Raw genomic sequence first — 20,664 nt, 5'->3', positions numbered from 1 at the left:
CGGGCCGCTCATTGCCCACCCTTCTGTCCATCGACGACATCCGCGCCGAACAGGCCCACAAGCCCCAGGACCACGGCCATGGCTCCCGCAAAGGCCCAGCCAGCGACATAACCTGCCGTTTCCACGAGATGCCCGAACGCGGCGGGGATCAGGAAGCCACCGACAGCCGCAATCGTCAGTAGCAGGCCCATGCCGGTCCCCGCATGCTCGTGCGGTATTCGGGCAAAGCGATGTGGAACGGACGACCAGACCGCCGCGGTGAACTGCATCAGAAAACCGATACCGATGCTCACCAGCCACAGCGCTTGCGCTGCCACGAACGGCACCGACACCACCAATAGGCCGATCGCAACCATCGGGCCGATCATGAGCCTGCGGCATCTGTCCGTCCGATCGGCAACCCAGCCGCCGACGATACTTCCCGGTATACCGGCGAGACCGATGAACGCGGCCATCAAGCCAGCCGCGGTCGCGGAGAATTTCCCGGTCGAGGTGGCATAGCCCGAGATCAGATGTACAGCGGACATATACGCGCCATAGACGCCAATGAACGCGACGCCGTAAATCCATAACTGGCGGTTGCCGAGCGTCTGGCGGAGCGCATGTGTCGTAACGCTCGTACCTCGCAGCTTCGTCAGGTGCGCGGGCGTGCGAAAGGCGAACACCATCGCCACCGCGACCACAGTTCCGACAATGCCCGACGCGGCCAGCGCCACGCGCCAGCCCGCGCCCTCCACGAGAAATGTCCACATATACAGGCCGACAGCCGTGCCCGTGCTGTTTGATGCGGTAGCAATGCCGAGGGCGAGTGTGATCTCCCGCTTTTCGAACCAGGCCGAGATTGCAGCGACTGCCACGCTGGCGAATGCGGAGGCGCCGAGGCCGACAACGAACCTCAACGCCAACAGCTCCGCGTAGCTGGTCACGAAGGCCGAAGCCGCGTTCGCCAGCGCCTGCACCAGTACACCCATCACCAACACGCGCTTCATACCGACGCGCGTCGCCAGCATGCCGCTTGGAATGTGCCCGGCCGCAAGTCCCGCCAGGAACGCAGTGGCTAGCAATGCGATACGCTGATAGTCGACCTCGAGCTCGCGAGCGATGAAGGGAAATGCCGGAGCGATTCCTGTCATCCCGATGAGAACGGCGAAGTACCCGAAACTGACCAGCGCCAGCATGCGCCAGCGCGCAGCGGAGTCATCCGCTGCGGCTGGTGGAGCGAGAACCTCCACGGTGGACGAGGGAGTGCTCATGGGAGGATACCCGCTGTGCATGTGGACCGAGCCGTCACGTCAGTTGCAACCATGGTCGACCCCGCGTCAGAACGAGTAGCGCACGGTCATGCCGTAGCGTCGCGGCGTGCTCGGCCAGCCAAGATCGCGCGAGCCGCAGAACTCGCTCGCGCAGAACTCCGCGATGTACCTTTCATCGAGCAGGTTCTCCGCATAGGCAGTGAATTCCCAGTCGGCCACGGCCGCCGAGATGCGCACGTTCAGCAGGTCAACGGGCGATTGCTCATCCTTGTTGTCGACCTGCCAGTACAGCCCGCGCTTGGAGGAGTAGTCGGCGCGGCTCGTCAGCGTGACGGCGCCCAGTGGCAGCACGTGCTGGACACCGATGTTGTACGAATACTCGTATGTCAGCGGCGCGACGTTGCCGACGTACAGGTCGGTGCCGTCGAAGTCCTTGATGCGGCCATGATTCCAGCCGAAGCCGCCGATCAGATCGAGCCCTGGCGCTGCACGCAGCATCGCGGACAGATCCACGCCGTAGAGCTCGACTTGCGGAATCGTCGTGATGCCCTGTACTCCGCTCAGCAGCCTGTGCGTGGCCTGGTGCTCGTCATCGGTGTGATAACCGGCGAGATCGACGCGCAGACGACGATCGAAGCGCTCGAGCTTGACGCCGGCCTCGATGTTCTTGGTCGTCTCCGACTCGTAGACGTGCGGGAATAGCGCGGTGGGCGGATTGAATCCGCCGCTGCGGAAACCTTCCGCGTAGGTGGCATAAACCAAGGTGTCGGGCGTGATCTTGTATGCGAGCGACACCTTGGGCTGCAGGGCGTCGTACGACTCTTTTCGATGCGTCGAGCCGTGCAACAGGTCGATCTGCTCGACATCCTGCTGGTCGTAGCGAAGCGCCAGGGTGAGCTCGAGCGCTTCGGTCAGATCGTAGTTGAGCTGTCCATACGCCGCGTAGGCGTCGTTGATGTCGCGCGTGTATGCAATCGGAATCTGCGTATCGCGCTGCAGCGCCGAGTTCAGGGTATATAGATCCGTGATGATCTTGCGCCGGTTATGCAGATAGTAGACGCCCGCGGTATAGCGCAGACGTCCTTCGGCATCGGACGACCAGCGCAGGTCCTGGCTCACCGCCTCGGACGATCGATCCTGCATGGCGGACAGGACCGGATTGGGGATGCCGCCGCCGAGCTCTTCAAACATGTGCACGAAGACCTCGGACCAGCTCGTGACGCCGGTCAGTGTGCCGCCCGCGGCTCTATAGTCGAACTTGAGCGATGCATCCTTCAGCCGGCGCGTGCTGTCGCCGTTGATGCCAGCCTGCACGGGGATGCTGGTGTCGTTCGGGTGGCCGTCGACCATGGGAATGAAATTTCCGCCCTGGTAGAGATCCCCATACGATCCGCGCAGCTCGATGCTGAGCGCATCGCTCGGCCGGTAGTCGATGCGCGCGCGCACGTTGCGATCCTCGGCAAAGTCCGCCTCCGTACCTAGCGTGACGTTCGGAATCAGACCGTCGAAGTCGCGCCAGTCACCGGAGACGCGGAAGAACAGCGAATCACCGAACAACGGACCGGAGGCAACGGCCTGCAACTTGCGATCGTTGCCGTTGCCGTAACCGGCCTCGATCGTGCTGCTGAATTCCTCCGAGGGCGCGCGCGTATTGATGATGAGAGCGCCGCCGATTGCGTTGCGGCCGTAGAGTGCGCCCTGCGGCCCCTTCAGCACCTCGATCGATTCGAGATCGAACAACGGCTGCTTGATTTGATCCGGCGATGACAACTGCACGCCATCGATGATGAAGGCCATCGGCGGCTCACCATTGCGCACCTGTCCGATGCCGCGAATATTCACCATGACCAGGCCCGCGTCCTGGGAGGTCGTTACCGAGAAATTCGGCACCAGAGCTTCGAGGTGCTCGACCGAGGTGATACCGGCGCTGCGAATCTCTTGCGACGAGATCGCGCGAATTGTCTCTGGCACGTCGATCAGAATCTCGGAACGCTGCCGCGCTGTCACCACGATTTGCTCGAGGACCTCTGAAGTGGCATCCGGCTGCTCGGCCGCCCACGTAGAGGTGGCGCCAAGAATCATGCCGCACACGCCCGGCGCTAGCGAGAAGCGCGCGAATGCACGCATGCGATGGCGGCAAACTTCGCCCGCCGAGATGCCCGTCAACGATCTTGTGCTCGTCATTTCGATACTCCCCATGGGGTTTATGTATGGCGGGTCGCGCGCCCCTGCGCTCACCGCCTGTTGTCTGGAGCGCGCTCGCTCACGGAGCGCTGGCGATTGCTTCGATCTCCACTCGCAGCTGCGGCCAGATGAGCTGCTTGACGTAAACGAGGGTCGAAGCCGGCACACGCGCGCCCATGATCTCTGTGCGCACACGCGAGAATTCGGCATAGTCCGCCGGATCGACGATGAACACCGTCGTCTTCACGATGTCGTCGAGACTCATGCGGGCGGAGCGCAACACGGCCTCGAGATTTGCGAACAACTGGCGCGTCTGCGAGCCGATGTCATCTGGAATCGTTTTGTCCGCTGCGATACCCACCTGGCCTGCGACATACAACGTGCGCGCGCCCGGTGCGATCTCTATTCCGTCGCTGTACACGGCGGGCACGCCATTGGGATTGTGGATTCGCTTCATCGATCGATCCTCGGTTGCCATCAGCGGATGAATGCAGCGGACGGATGCGCGCGCGGGTACTGACGCAGCAACTGGAAATATTTCGCGAGCGTGCGATCCGATTTCGTGAGATAGCCGTGACGATAGTGGATGGACGACAGCAGCGGCTCGTCCTCGCCGATGGTCCGCTCAGTGAGAGCACGCAGCGTTGCAAGCTGCTGCTCGGCATTGGGTCCCTTGAGCGCGATGTACGCGCCATACACCTGATGCTCACCAGGTCTGGGAAGGCCGAAGCCCGTGACCGCCGCGGACCAGACGCCATTCGCGGTGCCGTGCCGCCAGAAGAAACCGGTGCCGCGTAAACCGACGCGCCAATCGATTTCGACGCCGCCCTGATGAATGCCCTTCACCGTGTACTGCAGCCCCCACGGATCCCACTCGACCAGATCGTGCGGATCGGGAACGGAGAACTGCACTTTGTGCACGACCTTGATGTGCTGCATGTCCGGGGTGTTTGCTGCGAACACCCACGGGTCGCACGCGAATGGCTTGGGCCACTTGTAAGCGCGGATTTCGAGTTGCTCGTCCGGGTACGGCAATTGCGGCAACTCGAACAAAGGCGCCTCGCCGTTGAACGCCCAGACGATTCCCCAGCGCTCGATCGTCGGAAACTTGAATAGACGCGCTGCGCGCGGCGGAGGATCACCTATGCCGGTCTTTACGCAGGTTCCCGTGCAGTCGTACTGCCAATGATGAAAAGCGCACTGCACGTTGCTACCGCGCACGGTGCCGACCGCCAGGTCCGCACCCAGATGCGGGCAGTAGGCGCTTACGACATGCGCATCGCCCTGCTCCGTTCTGAACACCACGACGCGGCCGTCCAGGAACGGCCGGCCGATGACTTGCCCAGAGGCGACTTCCGATGAAAGGCAGATGGGATACCAGCTCTGCCTGAACAACCCGCCCTCACCCTCGGCAGGAATCTTCAGCGCGTCGTCAGCCGCAGCAGAATGAGAGTCGTGCATCGCAGAGGCTCCTCAGTTGACCTGCGATCGACTCTAAACCGTGCACTTTTGAGGTGTCAATACATGAGTGACATATCATATCCTGATACATCACATTTGCTCAATCTAGAAGATGTCTCGACGGCCTATTCCACCATTCCTGTGTTTTTCTAGATAAACAGCGCGCGACTCGCACTGGAACTAAACTATCATATCCTGATAGTTGGTTTATAATTTGACAGCCCAGTCACTTGACCGTTAGCGTTTGGTCGTTTGCCACAGAAGCAGAACGAACCAAACTCTGGAGAACGGCGCGTGACGATCCACACACCAGGCAGCAAGACATCTCGCTCACTTACGAGAGAAGAAGGGGCGCGCGCGCTGCAGTTCTATCGATCGATGTACTCGATCCGCGCATTCGAGCAGCGAGTACGCGACCTGACCGCGCGGCAGCCGCCGGTAATCAGCGGCTCGGTCCACCTGTGCGCCGGCCAGGAGGCAGTCCCAGTCGGAGCGATCGCCGCATTGAATCCACAGGACAGCACTGTCGCCACCTACCGAGGACATGGATGGGCACTCGCCACCGGTATTTCCGCCGAGAGTCTGCTGGCCGAGATCTGCCACAAGTCGAGCGGACTCAATGGCGGCCGCGCCGGATCGGCCATGCTCATGGCGCCCTGGCAAGGCTTCATCGGAGAGAACTCCATCGTGGGCGCCGGCGTCCCGATCGGCTGCGGGACTGCACTCGCGGATCAGATCCGCGGAACAGGCGCTGTCACGGTGGTCAGCTTCGGAGACGGCGCAATGAGCCAGGGCTCGCTGCACGAAGGATTCGTATTCGCCTCTTATCGCCGATTGCCGGTGATCTTCATTTGCGAGAACAACGGCTGGTCGGAATTCACGTTGACTTCGAGCATTCTGCGAATCGAGCGACTTGCAGAGAGAGCGGCGGCGTACGGCATGCCCAGCATAACCGTCGATGGCTCGGATCCATTCGCTGTGCGTGACGCCACAATGGATGCAGTTGCCCGCGCGCGCGCAGGCGGCGGCCCGACGCTGATCGAATGCACCGTACCGCGGCTGTGGGGACACTACAACCGCGACATCGAGCACTATCGCCCTCACTCGGACAAGGCGCGCGCCGCCGCAGCCGATCCTCTTGTCGTGTTGGAACAAATGCTCACGGTAAGTTCCGCGTTGCTAGCAACGCAGCTCGCGGAGATCCGCAGCGACGTCGATCGCGAGCTCGAAGAAGTCGAACAGCGTGTCTTGGACGCAGCTGATCCTCATGCGCACACCGCGACACATCATGTGTTCGCGCCTTGCACGACCGCACGCAATGCGGCCCCGGCAGCCGCTGAGACCAAAGAAGTGCGCTACGTTCAAGCGGTAAACGAGGCGTTGCGCAGGGAACTCGAGCAACGACCCGACGTGCTCGTATACGGCGAGGACGTTGGCAAAGCAGGTGGCGTGTTCGGCGCAACGCGCGACCTGCAACGTGTCTTCGGACCCGAGCGCGTATTCGACACTCCCATCGCGGAGAGCGCGATCCTGGGATCGGCCGTCGGCGCAGCGATCAAGGGACTGCGGCCGATCGTCGAGATCATGTGGGGCGACTTTCTGCTGGTCGCGCTCGACCAGTTGATCAATCAAGCTGCCAATGTGCGCTACGTAAGCGAAGGACGCGCCCACGCTTCGCTGGTAGTACGCACTCAGCAAGGAGTGACACCGGGTTCCTGCGCGCAGCACTCGCAGTCGCTTGAAGCATTACTCTTTCATATACCGGGGCTGCGGATTGGCATGCCGGCCACGCCACAGGACGCGTATGACATGCTGCGGGCCGCTGTCGCCGACCCGGATCCTGTCATCATCTTCGAATCTCGCGCGCTGTATCAGATGTCCGGACCGGTGCAATTCCACGATACGCCCGAGCCGATCGGAGGCGCGCGTGTCCGTCACGACGGCAGCGACCTCGCCATCATCACGTGGGGAACGTGTGTCGACCTGGCAGCGCAGGCCGCTCGGCGAGCAAAGGAGTCCGGCACGTCCGTGCGCGTGCTCGACTTGAGATGGCTTTCACCGCTGGACGTTGACGCTATCGACGAGACAGTCGAAAGATGCGGAGGACGCGTTCTGATCCTGCATGAAGCCAATGTGTGCGGAGGTGTCGGCGCGGAGATCATGGCGGGCATCTGCGAGCGACAACCCGGGGCCATCGTACAGCGCCTCGGCTGCCCGAACATTCGCATGCCAGCCTCGCCGATTCTGCAAGCAGCGCTCACCCCAGGCGTCGAAACCATCCTGAAGGCGATCACCGACCTGTGCGCCAGCTCTGTTCGCTGAACGCCGCCATCCCTCAACATCGGGGCTCACTTTGGGAAGTTGCCCATCTCGCGCGCCGCGTCGCTGCGGCGCGCGCACCTTGGCCGGTGGCGACGGCGTTTTCGGCAAACTGGAGTGGCGGATTCATATCAGCTCACGTATTTGGTCGAGCAGCCGCGGCGAGTTTCGATCCTGCGGATCAGGCGACAAGGACCTCCTTGTTCACGCCAATGACTGGCAGATTGACGCTGGCAACCATGCGGCACTATCTTGGCTGACAAAAGCGGAAAGCGGAGCCAGGCTGGCTGGGCATACACCGCACTTTCGCGGCATCCAGAAACACGCGGCGGCATGGATTACCGCATTTAGGCCCAATGGTGCTTAGTCAACCGTCTTTGTCGCAGCGGATAGCGGATAGCGGTTGGCCAGAAATGAGCTAAATCCTGGCCTCCGTTCTGCCCTAACCGCTAACCGCCAACCACTGCAGGGCGCTAACTAAGTGCCATTGCATTTAGGCCGTCTATATAAGAGTCAGACGGCACGGAAACGTCATCTCAGACCCACAACAATGCCGAGCGCTGGCGAAATTCTCGAAGGCTTAGCGAACATCGCCGAGTCCTGGGGGGCGTTGGCGGTCCTTTGGCACATCTACTGCGGTTTGTTGGTTGCCTTCGCGCTGTTTGGCTTCCCTGCACACAATCGCTTGGTTGGTGCGCTCTTGATTCCGCTCTTGGCGTCGGTGAGCGTGTTGGCATGGGTCAGCGGGAATCCATTTAATGGCACAGCATTCGCGGCGCTATCGATAACTCTGGTTGCACTTCTTTGGAACTTGAGCAGGAGAGCAGCTGAACGGGCCCATCCCGCCTGGCGCTTGCTCGGCTTCTCGCTGGTGGCTTTTGGCTGGGCATATCCACACTTTCTAGAGGAAGCCCCTCCCTCTACGTACTTGTATGCGGCACCGCTCGGGCTAATTCCCTGCCCATCACTTTCGCTTGTGGTCGGTGTCACCATCATCTTCAGCGGCCTGGATTCACGGGCGTGGTCCCTGGTTCTGTCGTTCGCGGCGCTGTTCTACGGAGTGTTTGGGGCGGTGTATCTCGGCGTTACTATTGATTGGGTGCTGGCCGGAGGGGGAATTGGCTTGCTCGTACTCTCGATTCGCCGAGTAGTTGGCCGCATCGCACGTGACGTCTAGACACACGCGGCTGATGGTTGTCGGTTAGGGCGCGCATGCCTCACGCTTTGATGCGCGTTCCAGTCCGCGCGGGCCAGCGCGCGAGTCCCATCGCTGTAGGGCGCGAGCGCCCAAGATCAGAGCGGAATTTAACATTTGACGTTTCCGCAGAAACGCGCCGATCCCTCCTTATGCTTGTCAGCCACTGGAGTTTCTTGTCGTTTGGCACAGAAGCAGTCAATGGTGAAAGCAGCCCAACAAAACGCTGCACGCGGCCGCACCAAAACGCGGCGCGTGAGCAGAAGCGTTAGGGCAGGAGAATTCGTATGAAGGCGACTTCGGCCCGCGATCTTTATGAGAAACTGGCAGGCCGAACTGGTGGCGGGCCGTCGTATGGAAAGCCGGCATTGTCTTTCGATGCCGTTCGGAGTGAAGCCCACCAGAGCGACGCAATCGGTATAGACCACCCGCTGGATTTCAAACTGCCTCGCTGCCCGACGCGAATACAACTCGTTCGCTTCAATGCCCAATGCGTGGCAGTTGCTAGAGGTTCTGCGCCATTTGCGTAATGACTCATGGACTCGCCTGGCAACAATGGCCACGTGAATACCACACTTGCTATTTTTCTGGGCATCGTCATCACCCCGTGGAAGTTGGCCAGGCCACCTGGGAGTCGCGCTGTTTACCGGTCAATGGTTCGTAGAGATGGCTGCGTCGCGCGTCCGCGGCGGGCCGACAGTTCCACTGCTCTTCTGGTAAGATAGCCCGCCCACGGCGGCGCAGCTGGAACTCGGCAATATGGCTATTCCATGAAATGACGCCGTGGCGCCGACGGCGCGTGCGTATTTCGCCGCCCGCCGTAACACCCGCAAAAAAACGTAGTGCAACAGCTCAGGTTTGGGTTTGAACTACAAGAGTTAATGAAGGTCGATGGGGAAAGACATGCATCTGAATCGCTTCGCCGCTCTCGTCGCACTACTCATGTGCGCTCTCGGGTCACTTCTTAGCACGTCACACGCGATGCCTGCGTTCGCTCGCCAATACAACGTGAGCTGCGTGCTGTGCCATGACGCTTTCCCCAAGCTGAATGCGTATGGAGAGACCTTCGCCGCCATGAACTACCGCATGCCGCAGTGGCGCGACACGATGACCGACCTCGGCGACTCTCGACTGGCGTTGCCGAAGTCCTTACCGCTCGCGATCCGCGCGCAAGCATTCGCCCAGGGTCGCGATGGCGAAGACTTCGACGTTACGACCGGCCCGACGGGCAATGCCTCGAGCTTCGACTTCCAAGCGCCCTACCTGATCAAGCTTCTATCGAGCGCACCGCTGTCCGATCACATCACGTTCTATTTCTACGGAATCTTTGCGGAGAAAGGCGGCAACGGCGAAACGTTGATCGAGGATGCATGGTTTCGACATGATGATGTCTTCGGAACCGGTGTGGGAGCGCAGCTCGGGCAATTCCAAATTTCGGACCTCATGTTCCCGCGCGAAGTGCGGCTCACGTTCCAGGACTATTATGTGTATCGAGCCGCTGGCGTGACGTACGATCGCGGCGTCATCCTGGATCGCGGCTTCGGACCCGTCGATATTGCCGTCGGCGTCACGAACGGCAACGGGATCGAGCAGAACTTTCCGATCGACAGTCCCGGCTATCGGCGACCGGACCGTTTATTCGACAATGATTCCTCAAAGACGTATTTCGGCCGCGCCGGTTTTGCCGCAGGACCCGTGAACCTTGGTCTGTTCGGCCTGACGGGCGAGCAACGCAGCGCGACCGGCTTCGCAGGCAGTGCCACCGGAACACGCGATACGGACAAACGGATTCTTGGCGTGGACGCCTCCGGCTCCGTCATGGGCAAGGTGCATTGGTACGCACAGGCGCTCTGGAATTCCTGGGAAGACTTTCTCGATGCCACGCCGGGCGAAGACTACGACTGGTTCGGGGGCTTCGTGGGCGTCGACTATATCCATGACGAAAAATGGGCGTTCTCGGCCTTGTACAACTATACCGACGATGGCGACTTCGATGGCACCGGAACGATTTTCGAGGGCCTCAAGATCAACTCGCTGGCGCTCGGCGCCTCGTACTACTTCATGCGCAACGTGAAAGCGGTCTTCGAAATCAACATCGATCTGCTGAGCGAAGAACGCGGTGGTCCGCCGTTCGTGGGGCATCAGACGAAGGAACACTACGCATTGATCGGCTTCGACGCGGCGTACTGAAACTGACTCTGGAACCGGCGCCTGCAAGCTGCGGCAGGCGCCGGTCGGAGTACGCAGCTGTGCGACACATGGAAGTTCGTGTAGCCGGCTAGAAACTCGCGGTTAACGTCACGCGCATCGTGCGCGGCTCCACCGGGTGGAAATGAACATCGGCGACCGGCTGCGATTCGCCCGGAAGCTGAGACTCGTAGAAATACGTGATGTCGTTGTCGTCGCTGCCGAACACGTTGTAGACAGCAGTGGATATCTTGTAACGATTCGAGAAGCGGTAGCCGGCTTCGATGTTCACGATTGTCGTCGGCTTCGAGCGCACTGAATTGTCTTCTATCAGTGCAGCTTCCCCGAAGCGGCGAAACCGTGCGCCGCCAAACCAGCCGCTTGGATGGTCTATCGCCAGACCGAGCGACGCAACATTCTCGACCGCGCCCGGAATACGGTCACCGGCAGGATCAAAGCCGCCAAGAGCCGCGCGTGACCATGCCAGATCTGCATCGAGGATCAGCCAACTCACAGGGGACCAGATGACAGACGCCTCGATTCCGCGACGCTTGCTGGCACGACTGGCTTCCGTCGTACCGGCGTCGCCGATGAACACCAGCTCGGAATCCAGTTTCAAGGTCCACAGTGAAACGGTGATCTGCGCGTTCGAAGCAAGGGCCGTACGCATTCCGATATCGAACCCCATCGCATCGACCAGCGCATCCACCTGACCGACGGGCGTCAGGCCGTCGGTGGGATCCACGTTTATCGTCGTACCGCGAGCATCGTTGCTATGGAAGCCCTTACCTGCATTGAAGAAAAACTCTGTATTCCCCCATGGCCCGAGCACCAGGGTGAACTTGGGGCTGATGATCGAATCGCTCTTGCGCCCGGCATTGGCGGTTAGACCCGCGTTGACATCGAACTCGAATCGATCCGCGCGCAGCCCGAGAGTCGTTCGGACTCTGTCGTTCCAGCTCGTTGCGACGCTACCGTAGACGGCGTAGCTGGTTTGCTGAACTGCGTCCTCACGTATCGTCTGAAAGCGTTGCCGAGCGATCGTGCGATGCAGACCGACTTTCTTGATATCGTCATGTCGTAGTTGCACGCCCGTGGAGAGCTCCTGCTGGCGTCCGAGCCAGTCGGTAGATGTGCTCCACGACCAACTGCTTCCGTAGATCCGCCGCTGATCGATCTGCTGAAATTGATCGCCGTTCTCCGGATCGGTGAAGTACGAAAAGTTGGAAACGAGATCGAGGTCATAATCGACCGCATACAGCAGCAGCGAAGACCGGCCCGGGCCGAGCGAACCGCTCCACTCCGCCGACAGGCTGTACCGGTGAGAGGAGCCGCCGTCGGTGGGATCAACAGTTCCGAAGCGGTCGACGAGGCCGGCTTGCACTGCGCGCAAAGGAATCTGATCGGTCGAACGCCAATCGCCCTCGTAGCCTTGAACCGTGACGCCGAACAAACCGCGCTCGGTCTCACGGCTATAGCGTAGCAACCCATTGCGCTTACGATAGTTCTCCTCGAGCAGCCATGGGCCGTCGATGTGGGCGTAGTCCAGGGCCATGAGCAGCGCGCCGCCGCCCAGCTGCGGAGCAGCCGCCATAAGACCGCGCGCATAGCTGTCTTCGCCGGCTTCCAGTATCACTAACGGCGCCTCGAGCGTGCGGCGATACTCTATGTCGACCGCACCCGCGGCAGAGAAGTTGCCCGCCTCGGCGTAGTACGGCCCCTTGCTGTACTGGATCGACTGCACAAGCTCCGGTATGACGAAGTTTATGTCTGTGTAGCCTTGACCGTGGCCATGCGTAGGCATGTTGATGGGAACGCCGTCCACACTGGTCGCAAGATCGGTGCCGTGATCGAGGTTGAATCCGCGCAGAAAGTACTGATTTGCTTTGCCGTCGCCGCTGTGTTGCGTAACGATCAGCCCAGGCACGACTTCGAGCAGTTCGCCCGCACGCAATACGGGGCGCATATCCAGCTGCCCGGGTCCTACTACGCCTTGGCTTGCGGATAGTGGCGCGCCATGCAGCTGATCCAGCCGACCTAGCACGACAACCTCTTCGAGCACGGCCGTGGGCACCCCACCAGCCGATGCGACCGAGCCGCAGAAGGCGCTCACCATGGCGGCAATGACCGATTCAGCGAAGATCCATGGCGCTGATCTTCTCGAGCGCCGGGCTGATGTGCGACCAGGCACAGCGCCCGCGTTTCGCACCATCGATCGGGTAGCGACGCGGCCTTCCCGAACAGGCCCGCGACTTCTCACACGAGCTCTCCTACGAGTCTTCAATCGTATGGGCGGGGCTCAGACTAGGAGCCCGTCGACTTGGCAGTGGAATCGGACTGGGAGTCGACCGTTCTAATTGCGAACACAAATACTGCAATCGGCAGTATGAGCGTAGCCAGCCCCACAGCCAGCTCCCGCCCGTCGCTCCATTCGTCGACGACAGGCGAAATGATCTTCGCAATCCCAAATCCGGCAACCACCAGACTCAGACCGCCCAGCGACAAGCCCAGGATGCGCGATACGAGAAGCGCAGTGGCGTCGGCGCGCCGGAGCAGTCGCGCGATCCATAGACCATTGAGACCGTCCGCCGCCCACATCCCCATCGTGAAAGCGGCCCCGAGGATCAACGCGTCGAATGCGCCATCAAAACGCTGCGCCGTCAGAGCGAATAGCGCCGCCAGGCTCACCGTATCGAATGACAGCGCGAACAGCATTCCGATGCCCGCGATCACTAGCGGATGCCCGGCGCGAGCCAGCCCTCCCAACCAATGGCCTTTCAGACCACGTAGCGCCACGGTTTCGTCGGCCCTCGCGCTGAATACAGAATGCACATTCAGCAGCCCCAGAAACAATAAGGAGCCGATCGAGATCAGCGCGCCTGAAAGCGACAGCCAGCCGGGCACCTTCCATTGGTGCGCCAGCAGGCTCGCAGCAAATGCAACGACCATCACGACCGTTCCATGTCCCGCTGAAAACAAGGCACCGCACCAGTCCGCCAGCTTTGGCCGGCGATGCAGGTGAAGTCGCGTCATGCCCTGAATCGTCGTCAAGTGGTCAGCGTCAAAGCCATGCCTCAGGCCGAACACAAACGCGAGTAGGAGGATGTTGCTCCACGATTGAGTCAAGGATTCCAAATCACTACTCCTACTCAGTTATATCAGTGTGCAGTGCTGACGCCCGATGCAACTGCGCAGCTTGGGACGCAAGCTGCCGTTTCATCGATCGTTCTTGCTCACTTTACTGACCTGGCAGCCGCCCGTGCATGCGGAGCGAACGTCGGCGGTTTGGGTGCGGGCATTCCCGTTTCGGTTTCGCAGCGCGCCCGCAACGCCTCGATGGATTCGAAGCCGCGATCGAACAGCTTCTTCGGCGGACGCTGCGCCGCCATCTCCCGGCGCAAATTGGCCGTCGCCGTCTCGTCCACGGTGGACTCGTCCTTCATCACCACCCCGTAGCGACGGGCACCTTCGATCGTGACCAGACCGGCCTCAACGTCGAAGCGCACTTTCTCGATCTCTCTCTCCAGAGGATCGCCGCAACCGCCTCCCCCCCAGGTGTCGGCCAGCAGCAGATCGCCCGCTTCCACCTTGACACGATCGACCTTCGCGGGCAGCAACTCCTGCGAGCCGTCCACGCGAATCAACACCCTCTTGCTACGTGCACCCGGCTCGCCGCCGTTCACGCCCCACGGATACGTGAGCCAGCGATCATCGTGGATTGAAATCTCGCCTGGCTCCAGGAAGCGGTAGCCGATTCGCAGGCCATTGCCGCCGCGGAACTTCCCTGCGCCACCAGTATCCGCAATGGTTTCGTAGGTTTCTATGCACAGCGGAAAATAGCTTTCCAGAAATTCGTTTGGCACGTTGGTGAACGACGGCCATAGGGAGTGTCCATCCGGCCCGTCACCACTTGGCTTGCCCGGAATGCCGCCGAAAGTGATCTGGAACAGCTGATACCAGTCCCCGTTCTTGTCGTACCCCGAGTACATCAGATGCGGGCTGTCGGAGAACCCTGCGCCGCACAGGAAATCCGGGTTGCCCTGACCGAGCAGCCCCGCGAGGATGTCGAAGATTCGCCCCAGCGCATGCGTGCGGCATGACAACGCCGCAGGTTTCAAGGGCTTGAGCAGCGTCGCCGGCGGGATACGCACCTCCATGAGGTCGTAGAACCCGTCGTTGAACAGAATCTGCGGGTCGAAAACCATGATCATGTAGATACCCGCGAACATCTTGAACATCTCTTCGTTCAACAGGAAGTTGATCGAGGAGATCGACTGCGGGTCAGTGCCGCTGAAATCGAAGATGCACTTATCGCCCTCGCGCCACATGGAGCACACGATGCGATACGGCCCCATCCCCAGGCCGTCGTCGCAGATGTAGTCCTCGAAGCTCTGCTTCGCCTCAGGCACGTTACGCCGAATCAGCTCACGCATCGCGCGTTTGTTCCGATCGAGCATCGCCTGCATGGCCGAGTAGAAAACGTCATCCCCAAACCGATTGGCGATCTCGATGCAGCGTCTCGCGGCGGTTCGAAGCGCTGCGACGATCGCGTTGAAATCCGAGCGATTCCAGTGCGGCAGGCGGCATTGATGCAGAATCACGCGCAGCACGTCCGACTGCAGCTCGCCGTTGCGGTAGATCTTCAGTGGTGGCACGACCACGCCTTCTTCATATATCTGTCGCGCATCGGTCGGCAGGGAGCCCGGCACTTTGCCGCCGACATCGGTCATGTGGCCAAACATCGCCGACCAGGCGATCAGCCGGCCGTCCTTGAAGACCGGCATGAGCAGCAGCCAATCGTTTGCATGACTGATCGCGCCGTTCACCGAGTACGGATCGGACGTAAAAAAGATGTCGCCCTCTTCGATCGTATCGTCCATACCCTGCATGAAGCCGTGAATGAACGAGCCGAACTGGCCGACGACCATCTTGCCCTCGGAGTTGGCGATCATCGGAAACTCATCGTGCTGTTCACGGATGCCAGGCGACATGGCCGTGCGGAACAGCACTGTATCCATTTCAAAACGTGCGTTGCGCAGCGCGCTCTCAATGATGTCTATCGTTACCGTATCGACGGCAACCTTGTTGAACGGCGTCGTGTTGGTCTGTACGAGCTTGGTGAACATCGCTATGTACCTTGAGTCCGGAGGCGGCGTGAACGGATGGCTACTACTTCGTGCGTTTGCCAGGCTTCACCTGGTAGCCGTCCGGATAGATCAGAATATTGCCGAAGGCGTCGATCGCGCCGTAGTGACCGGGCAGGATCACGGTCGTGGAGTCCATCTCCATCACGATCGCAGGCCCCGCCACTTTGTTTCCGGCTTTGAGTTTCGTGCGCTGATAGACCGATGCGGTCTGCTCGGTGCCTTCCATGAAAACCGTTTGTTTTCCCACCACTGCGGCGCTCGCATCCGCGGAACCCTGCGCCAGCGCGGGCCGCTGCACCGTCGCGCCCTTGCCGCTCACGGCGGCACGCAACGTCACGAGCTCATGATCGAGATCCAGCGCAAAAGTGAACAGCCGTTTGTGTTCCTCGTCGAACTTTCTCGAAATCACGTCGAGACCTTCCTTCTTCAGGCTCTCCAGGTCGACGCTGACCGTAAGCCGCAGTCCCTGACCTCGGTAGCGCAGATCCACCTCGTAGGTCGTGCGCATTTCTGCTTCATCGACGCTCTCAGCCGCCAATAGCCCCTTCGAAGCCTCATCTGCCAGGCTTTGCAGGATCTCCGCAACCTCCAGCGCACTCGTCTCTTTGAAGGCGCGCACGTAGGTTCGCGAACGTTCATCGCGAATCGCTGTAGTCACGTCGCCCAAAGCGCACAGCACGCCGGGCCCCGGCGGGATGATGGAAGGCCAGGAACCCAGCAGCTTCGAGAGTGCATTGGCGTGCAAGGGACCCGCCCCGCCGAACGCCATGAGTGCGTAGTCCCGCGGATCATGACCCTGCTCCACCGAAACCAATCGCAGTGCGCCGGTCATGTTTTCGTTGACGATGTTGTAAATGCCCTCGGCCGCCTGGTGCGCCGTCAGGCCAAGCGCGTCACCCACCTTCTGCACCGCCGCCTTCGCGAGATCACGATCGAGCGGCAGATCTCCGCCCAGGCGCTGTTGTTCCGGTATATAGCCAAGCACGACGTTCGCATCGGTGACGGTCGGTTCTGTGCCCCCGCGCCCATAAGCAGCAGGACCTGGATCGGCGCCCGCGCTTTGCGGACCGACACGCAGCGCCTTCGTCAGCTCGGGCACGTGGGCGATCGAGCCGCCGCCCGCCCCCACGGTGCGAATGTCAACGGAGGAAGCACGTACCGTCACATCGCCCACCGTCGTCTCACGACGCAGCTGCGCCTGACCGTTCTGGATCAACGCCACGTCAGTCGAGGTGCCGCCCACATCGAGCGTCAGCACGTTGGGAAAGCCAGCCTGTCTTGCTATCGACGCCGCACCCGATACCCCACCCGCCGGACCTGACATCAGCAGATTTACGGGGAATTCCTCCGCCGCACGTGCCGGGGCCAGCCCGCCGTCCGAGCGCAGAATGTGCAACCTCACCTGGCGTGCATTGGTCTCGAGTTTAGATGTGAGGTTCTTCACGTAGCGCTGTACGCGCGGACGTACATACGAGTTAGCGACTGTCGTCACGGCGCGCTCGTACTCCTGCATCTCCGGCGCGACTTCGCACGACAACGACACCGGCACTCCCGGCAGCTCTTCCGCTGCGATTTCGCCAACGCGTCGTTCATGTACATCGTTTGCAAATGAGTTGATCAGGCATACGGTGAGCGCCTCGATATTCTTGTTTTTCAGACCACGCAGGCTCTCCCGCAACTTCCCCTCATCAAGTGCCTCGCGCACCTCGCCCTTCGCGCTGATGCGCTCGTGCGCTTCGATCGTGCAGGCGAGCGGCGCCATCGGCAGGCTCTTGTTGTAGACGATCCAGCCGCCCAGGCCGCCCGGCACAAAGGATCGTGCAATCTGCAGCACCTGGCGGTAACCGCGTGTTGTCACGAGTCCGCACTTGGCGCCCGTGTTCGTAAGCACCGTATTCGTCGCGACCGTGGTGCCGTGCATTACGGAGTCGATCTGCGAGGGGGAGATACCCGCTCGCTCGCAGATTCGCGCAATGCCGTTCAACACACCAATCGACTGATCCGCCGGCGTGCTTGACACCTTCGCCGACCACGCGTCGCCTTTGGTGTCGTCCACCAGCAGCAAATCCGTGAACGTGCCGCCTACATCTACGCCCAATCGATAACTCATGTGATCACCCGTGTGAACTGAACTTTTCTATAACAAGCTCTTGTTTCAGAGACTCGACCGTGGAAAGCCGCCTGACTTCAAGAGCATCGCGGGCAAAGTCTTCCCCAGAGATTCCTGCAGCCATTCGCTCGTCTGCAGCAGCGCGCGCAAGGACAGTCCCGTCTCGACGCCGCTGCGTTCGAGCAGATACTGAAGATCCTCGGTAGCGATGTTACCCGTGGCCGCCGGCGCGAATGGACAACCTCCGATGCCGCCAATGCTCGCATCAAGGGCGGCAGCGCCCGCCTGCAGCGCCGCCCAGGCATTCGCGATTCCGGTGTTACGTGTGTTGTGGAAATGCGCGCGCAGCGCGATCCCGGGCAGCAATTCGCGCATGCGTCCGAACAACTCGCTTACCTGGGCTGGAACCGCTACGCCGATGCTGTCGGCGAACGCGATCTCGCACGGCTCACCTTCCGCTGCGCGCTGCGCTATATCCAGTACGCGGGTCAACGGGACTTCGCCTTCGAACGGACAACCGAACGCCGCTGCGATCGTGACCTGCGCCCGGACTCCGCTACGGCGCGCCGCTGCTGCAATCTCGAGCCAATTGTCGACGGACTCTTGCGTGGGCACACCCTGATTGCGACGGTTGAATGTATCGCTAGCTACGATCACCATGCCGATCTCGTCGCAGCCTGCCGCAACGGCGCGCTCGACGCCCCTGCGATTCAATACCAGTCCGGTGTAAGTGACGTCCGCACGGCGCGGTACCCCCGCCAGCACCGCTTCGGCATCGGCCATCTGCGGCACTTTCTTCGGATTCACGAAGCTCGCCGCCTCGAGCCGTCTGACGCCGGCCGCAATGAGGCGCTCGATGAGAGCGATCTTCTGCTCCGTGGGGAGCACAATGCTTTCGCTCTGCAGCCCGTCGCGGAGTCCGACTTCCACGATCTCTATCTTTCTAGCCATGCTCACGCTCATTTCACTGGCGGCAGTAACTCGATTGCGTCATTCAAGCTGATGACTTCTGCATACTTCGCCTGCAGGTCATACAGGTTCGCTTCGTGGGTAGCCGATTGACGGTCGCCTACCGCGTCGCGAACAACCAGCGGTATGAACCCGTGCTGACAAGCGTCCACGGCCGTCGCGCGGATGCAGCCACTTGTGCTGACGCCAGCAATCAGCAACGTGTCGACCCGAAGGGCCGTCAACATCGAAGCGAGCGACGTCCCGAAGAAGGCGCTGGCGTACTGCTTCGAGATCACCGTCTCGCCGGGAATGGGTTCAAGCGCTGGATCGAAGCGTGCAAGCTCCGGATCGGCGCCAACCTCGAAGCAGCGCAGCGCTGGCACTTTGCGGAAAAACACGCCGCCGTCTCGTCCGCCCGCCTGATAACGCACGTTCGTGTGTACGATCGGGATGGCCGCCGCCCTGGCAACTCGCAACAGACGAGCGCAGGCGTCTCTCGCGCTCGCCACATCGGCGTACAACGGCGAACCCGGCGTGAGGTACGCAAGCACGAAATCCACGATCACCAGTGCTGGTTGCGCTCCGGCTTGAAGCACACCGTCGAAACCGCGGCTTTCGTGGCTGACCTGGGGCGTGCTCACGATCAAATCACCTTGCGCGCCTTCAGCTCTTCATACCGCTCGCGCGCAATGCCAAGCAGGTCGAGATAGACCTCATCGTTGTGCTGTCCCAGTGTGGGACTCGGCAGGCGCACACTGCCCGGAGATTCGGACAGCTTCGGCGCGACGTTCTGCATACGCAGCTCGCCGAACTCCGGGTGCGGCACGGATACAATGGCCTCACGCGCTTGAAAATGCGGATCGGCCAGCATCTCAGGCGCCCGATAGATCAGTCCCGCAGGCACGCCATGCTGGTCCATGAGATCCAGGACCTGGCTCGTGCTCAGCGTCTGAGTCCAGCGCTCGATGAGCGCATCGAGCTCCGCCTGATTCTCGCCGCGCGCACTATGCGTCGCATAGCGTGGATCGCTCGCGAGCTCAGGCTGGCCCATCGCCTCGGCCAGCCGGCCGAACACAGTATCCTGGTTGCCGGCGATGAGCACGAGTCCATCGAGCGTCTTGTAGACATTGGACGGCGCAACGTTGGGTAGGATGGCGCCAGTACGCTCGCGAATCAGTCCGAGCTTGTCGTATTCCGTCACCAGGGATTCCATCATATTGAGTACAGCTTCGTAGATCGCCGAATCCACCACCTGTCCGCGACCTGTCACGTGCCTGTGATGTAGAGCCATGAGCGCCCCATTGCAGGCGAATGTCGCTGCGAGCGAGTCTCCGATCGAGATGCCCATACGCGAAGGCGGCGTGCTCGGGTCTCCAACCACATAGCGAAGACCGCCCATGGCTTCGCCGATGGCGCCGAACCCCGCTCTTCTCGAGTAGGGCCCGGTTTGCCCGTAGCCCGACACGCGAACCATGATCAGACGGGGATTGATGGCGGAGAGCTCCGGCCAACCCAGACCCCATTTCTCCATGGTGCCGGGTCGGAAGTTCTCGATCAGAAAATCCGCCTTCTCGACCAGCGACCTGAGCAGCGCCTGACCTTCCGCCTGACGCAGGTCCAGAGTAATCGCCTTCTTGTTGCGGGCGACAACCGGCCACCACAGCGAGCTGCCATTGAGTTTCTTGCGACCCCACGCGCGCATCGGGTCGCCCTTGCCCGGCGGTTCGACCTTGATGACTTCGGCACCGAAGTCGCCGAGCAACTGGCCGCAGAACGGACCCGCGAGCAGCGTGCCCAGTTCGATGACGCGAAGGCCGGATAGCGGGCCGTTCTTTTCAGTCACGTCTTGTTCCCATC

At 61.1% G+C, this 20,664-nt stretch carries 14 protein-coding genes; 3 read left to right on the top strand and 11 right to left on the bottom strand.

Features of this window, described 5'->3' with window-relative positions:
- Positions 1-8: 8 nt before the first annotated feature.
- The 4 genes from VGE08_RS09165 to VGE08_RS09150 form a co-directional block, all read right to left on the bottom strand.
- A complete protein-coding gene (locus VGE08_RS09165; protein ID WP_331067564.1) occupies positions 9-1,253 on the bottom strand; it encodes an MFS transporter in 1,245 nt (414 codons plus the stop codon).
- A gap of 66 nt (positions 1,254-1,319) precedes the next feature.
- Entirely contained in the window at positions 1,320-3,437 is a 2,118-nt protein-coding gene (locus VGE08_RS09160; RefSeq protein WP_331067563.1) for a TonB-dependent receptor, read from the bottom strand.
- A 79-nt stretch (positions 3,438-3,516) separates the two neighbouring features.
- Complete coding sequence (locus tag VGE08_RS09155) at positions 3,517-3,894, bottom strand: RidA family protein (RefSeq protein ID WP_331067562.1); 378 nt, start codon at positions 3,892-3,894, stop codon at positions 3,517-3,519.
- A gap of 20 nt (positions 3,895-3,914) precedes the next feature.
- On the bottom strand, positions 3,915-4,898 hold the full coding sequence (locus tag VGE08_RS09150) for a Rieske 2Fe-2S domain-containing protein (RefSeq protein WP_331067561.1): 984 nt from the start codon (positions 4,896-4,898) through the stop codon (positions 3,915-3,917).
- 294 nt (positions 4,899-5,192) lie between these two features.
- On the opposite strand from VGE08_RS09150, the gene VGE08_RS09145 reads away from it, so the two are divergent.
- From VGE08_RS09145 to VGE08_RS09135, 3 genes are all read left to right on the top strand, one after another.
- Complete coding sequence (locus VGE08_RS09145; RefSeq protein ID WP_331067560.1) at positions 5,193-7,220, top strand: alpha-ketoacid dehydrogenase subunit alpha/beta; 2,028 nt, start codon at positions 5,193-5,195, stop codon at positions 7,218-7,220.
- Between the two features lie 547 nt (positions 7,221-7,767).
- Positions 7,768-8,394 carry a hypothetical protein gene (locus VGE08_RS09140; protein ID WP_331067559.1) on the top strand — a complete coding sequence of 209 codons (627 nt, stop codon included), beginning with the start codon at positions 7,768-7,770 and terminating at the stop codon, positions 8,392-8,394.
- 999 nt (positions 8,395-9,393) lie between these two features.
- Positions 9,394-10,602, top strand: coding sequence for a hypothetical protein (locus VGE08_RS09135; RefSeq protein WP_331067558.1), 1,209 nt, complete (start codon positions 9,394-9,396; stop codon positions 10,600-10,602).
- An 88-nt stretch (positions 10,603-10,690) separates the two neighbouring features.
- On the opposite strand, the gene VGE08_RS09130 is transcribed toward VGE08_RS09135, so the two are convergent.
- The 7 genes from VGE08_RS09130 to VGE08_RS09100 all read right to left on the bottom strand — a co-directional run bounded on the left by VGE08_RS09130 (position 10,691) and on the right by VGE08_RS09100 (position 20,650).
- Entirely contained in the window at positions 10,691-12,715 is a 2,025-nt protein-coding gene (locus VGE08_RS09130) for a TonB-dependent receptor (RefSeq protein ID WP_331067557.1), read from the bottom strand.
- Positions 12,716-12,903: 188 nt separating this feature from the next.
- On the bottom strand, positions 12,904-13,725 hold the full coding sequence (locus VGE08_RS09125; RefSeq protein ID WP_331067556.1) for a nickel transporter: 822 nt from the start codon (positions 13,723-13,725) through the stop codon (positions 12,904-12,906).
- A 107-nt stretch (positions 13,726-13,832) separates the two neighbouring features.
- The gene (locus tag VGE08_RS09120; RefSeq protein ID WP_331067555.1) at positions 13,833-15,725 is read right to left on the bottom strand and encodes a hydantoinase B/oxoprolinase family protein; all 1,893 of its coding nucleotides are present in this window, start codon (positions 15,723-15,725) and stop codon (positions 13,833-13,835) included.
- A 43-nt stretch (positions 15,726-15,768) separates the two neighbouring features.
- Positions 15,769-17,856 (bottom strand): hydantoinase/oxoprolinase family protein, encoded by a 2,088-nt coding sequence (locus VGE08_RS09115; RefSeq protein ID WP_331067554.1) that lies wholly within the window; start codon positions 17,854-17,856, stop codon positions 15,769-15,771.
- Positions 17,857-17,901: 45 nt separating this feature from the next.
- On the bottom strand, positions 17,902-18,807 hold the full coding sequence (locus VGE08_RS09110) for a hydroxymethylglutaryl-CoA lyase (protein WP_331067553.1): 906 nt from the start codon (positions 18,805-18,807) through the stop codon (positions 17,902-17,904).
- A gap of 8 nt (positions 18,808-18,815) precedes the next feature.
- Entirely contained in the window at positions 18,816-19,448 is a 633-nt protein-coding gene (locus VGE08_RS09105; RefSeq protein WP_331067552.1) for an isochorismatase family protein, read from the bottom strand.
- A gap of 2 nt (positions 19,449-19,450) precedes the next feature.
- Positions 19,451-20,650 carry a CoA transferase gene (locus VGE08_RS09100; RefSeq protein WP_331067551.1) on the bottom strand — a complete coding sequence of 400 codons (1,200 nt, stop codon included), beginning with the start codon at positions 20,648-20,650 and terminating at the stop codon, positions 19,451-19,453.
- Between the last annotated feature and the right edge of the window lie 14 nt (positions 20,651-20,664).

It is taken from the genome of Steroidobacter sp. (assembly GCF_036406195.1).
In the GTDB taxonomy this organism is placed as follows: domain Bacteria; phylum Pseudomonadota; class Gammaproteobacteria; order Steroidobacterales; family Steroidobacteraceae; genus Steroidobacter.
The sequence above is the reverse complement of the archived record's forward strand: the minus strand, read 5'-3'. Positions and strand labels throughout refer to the sequence as shown.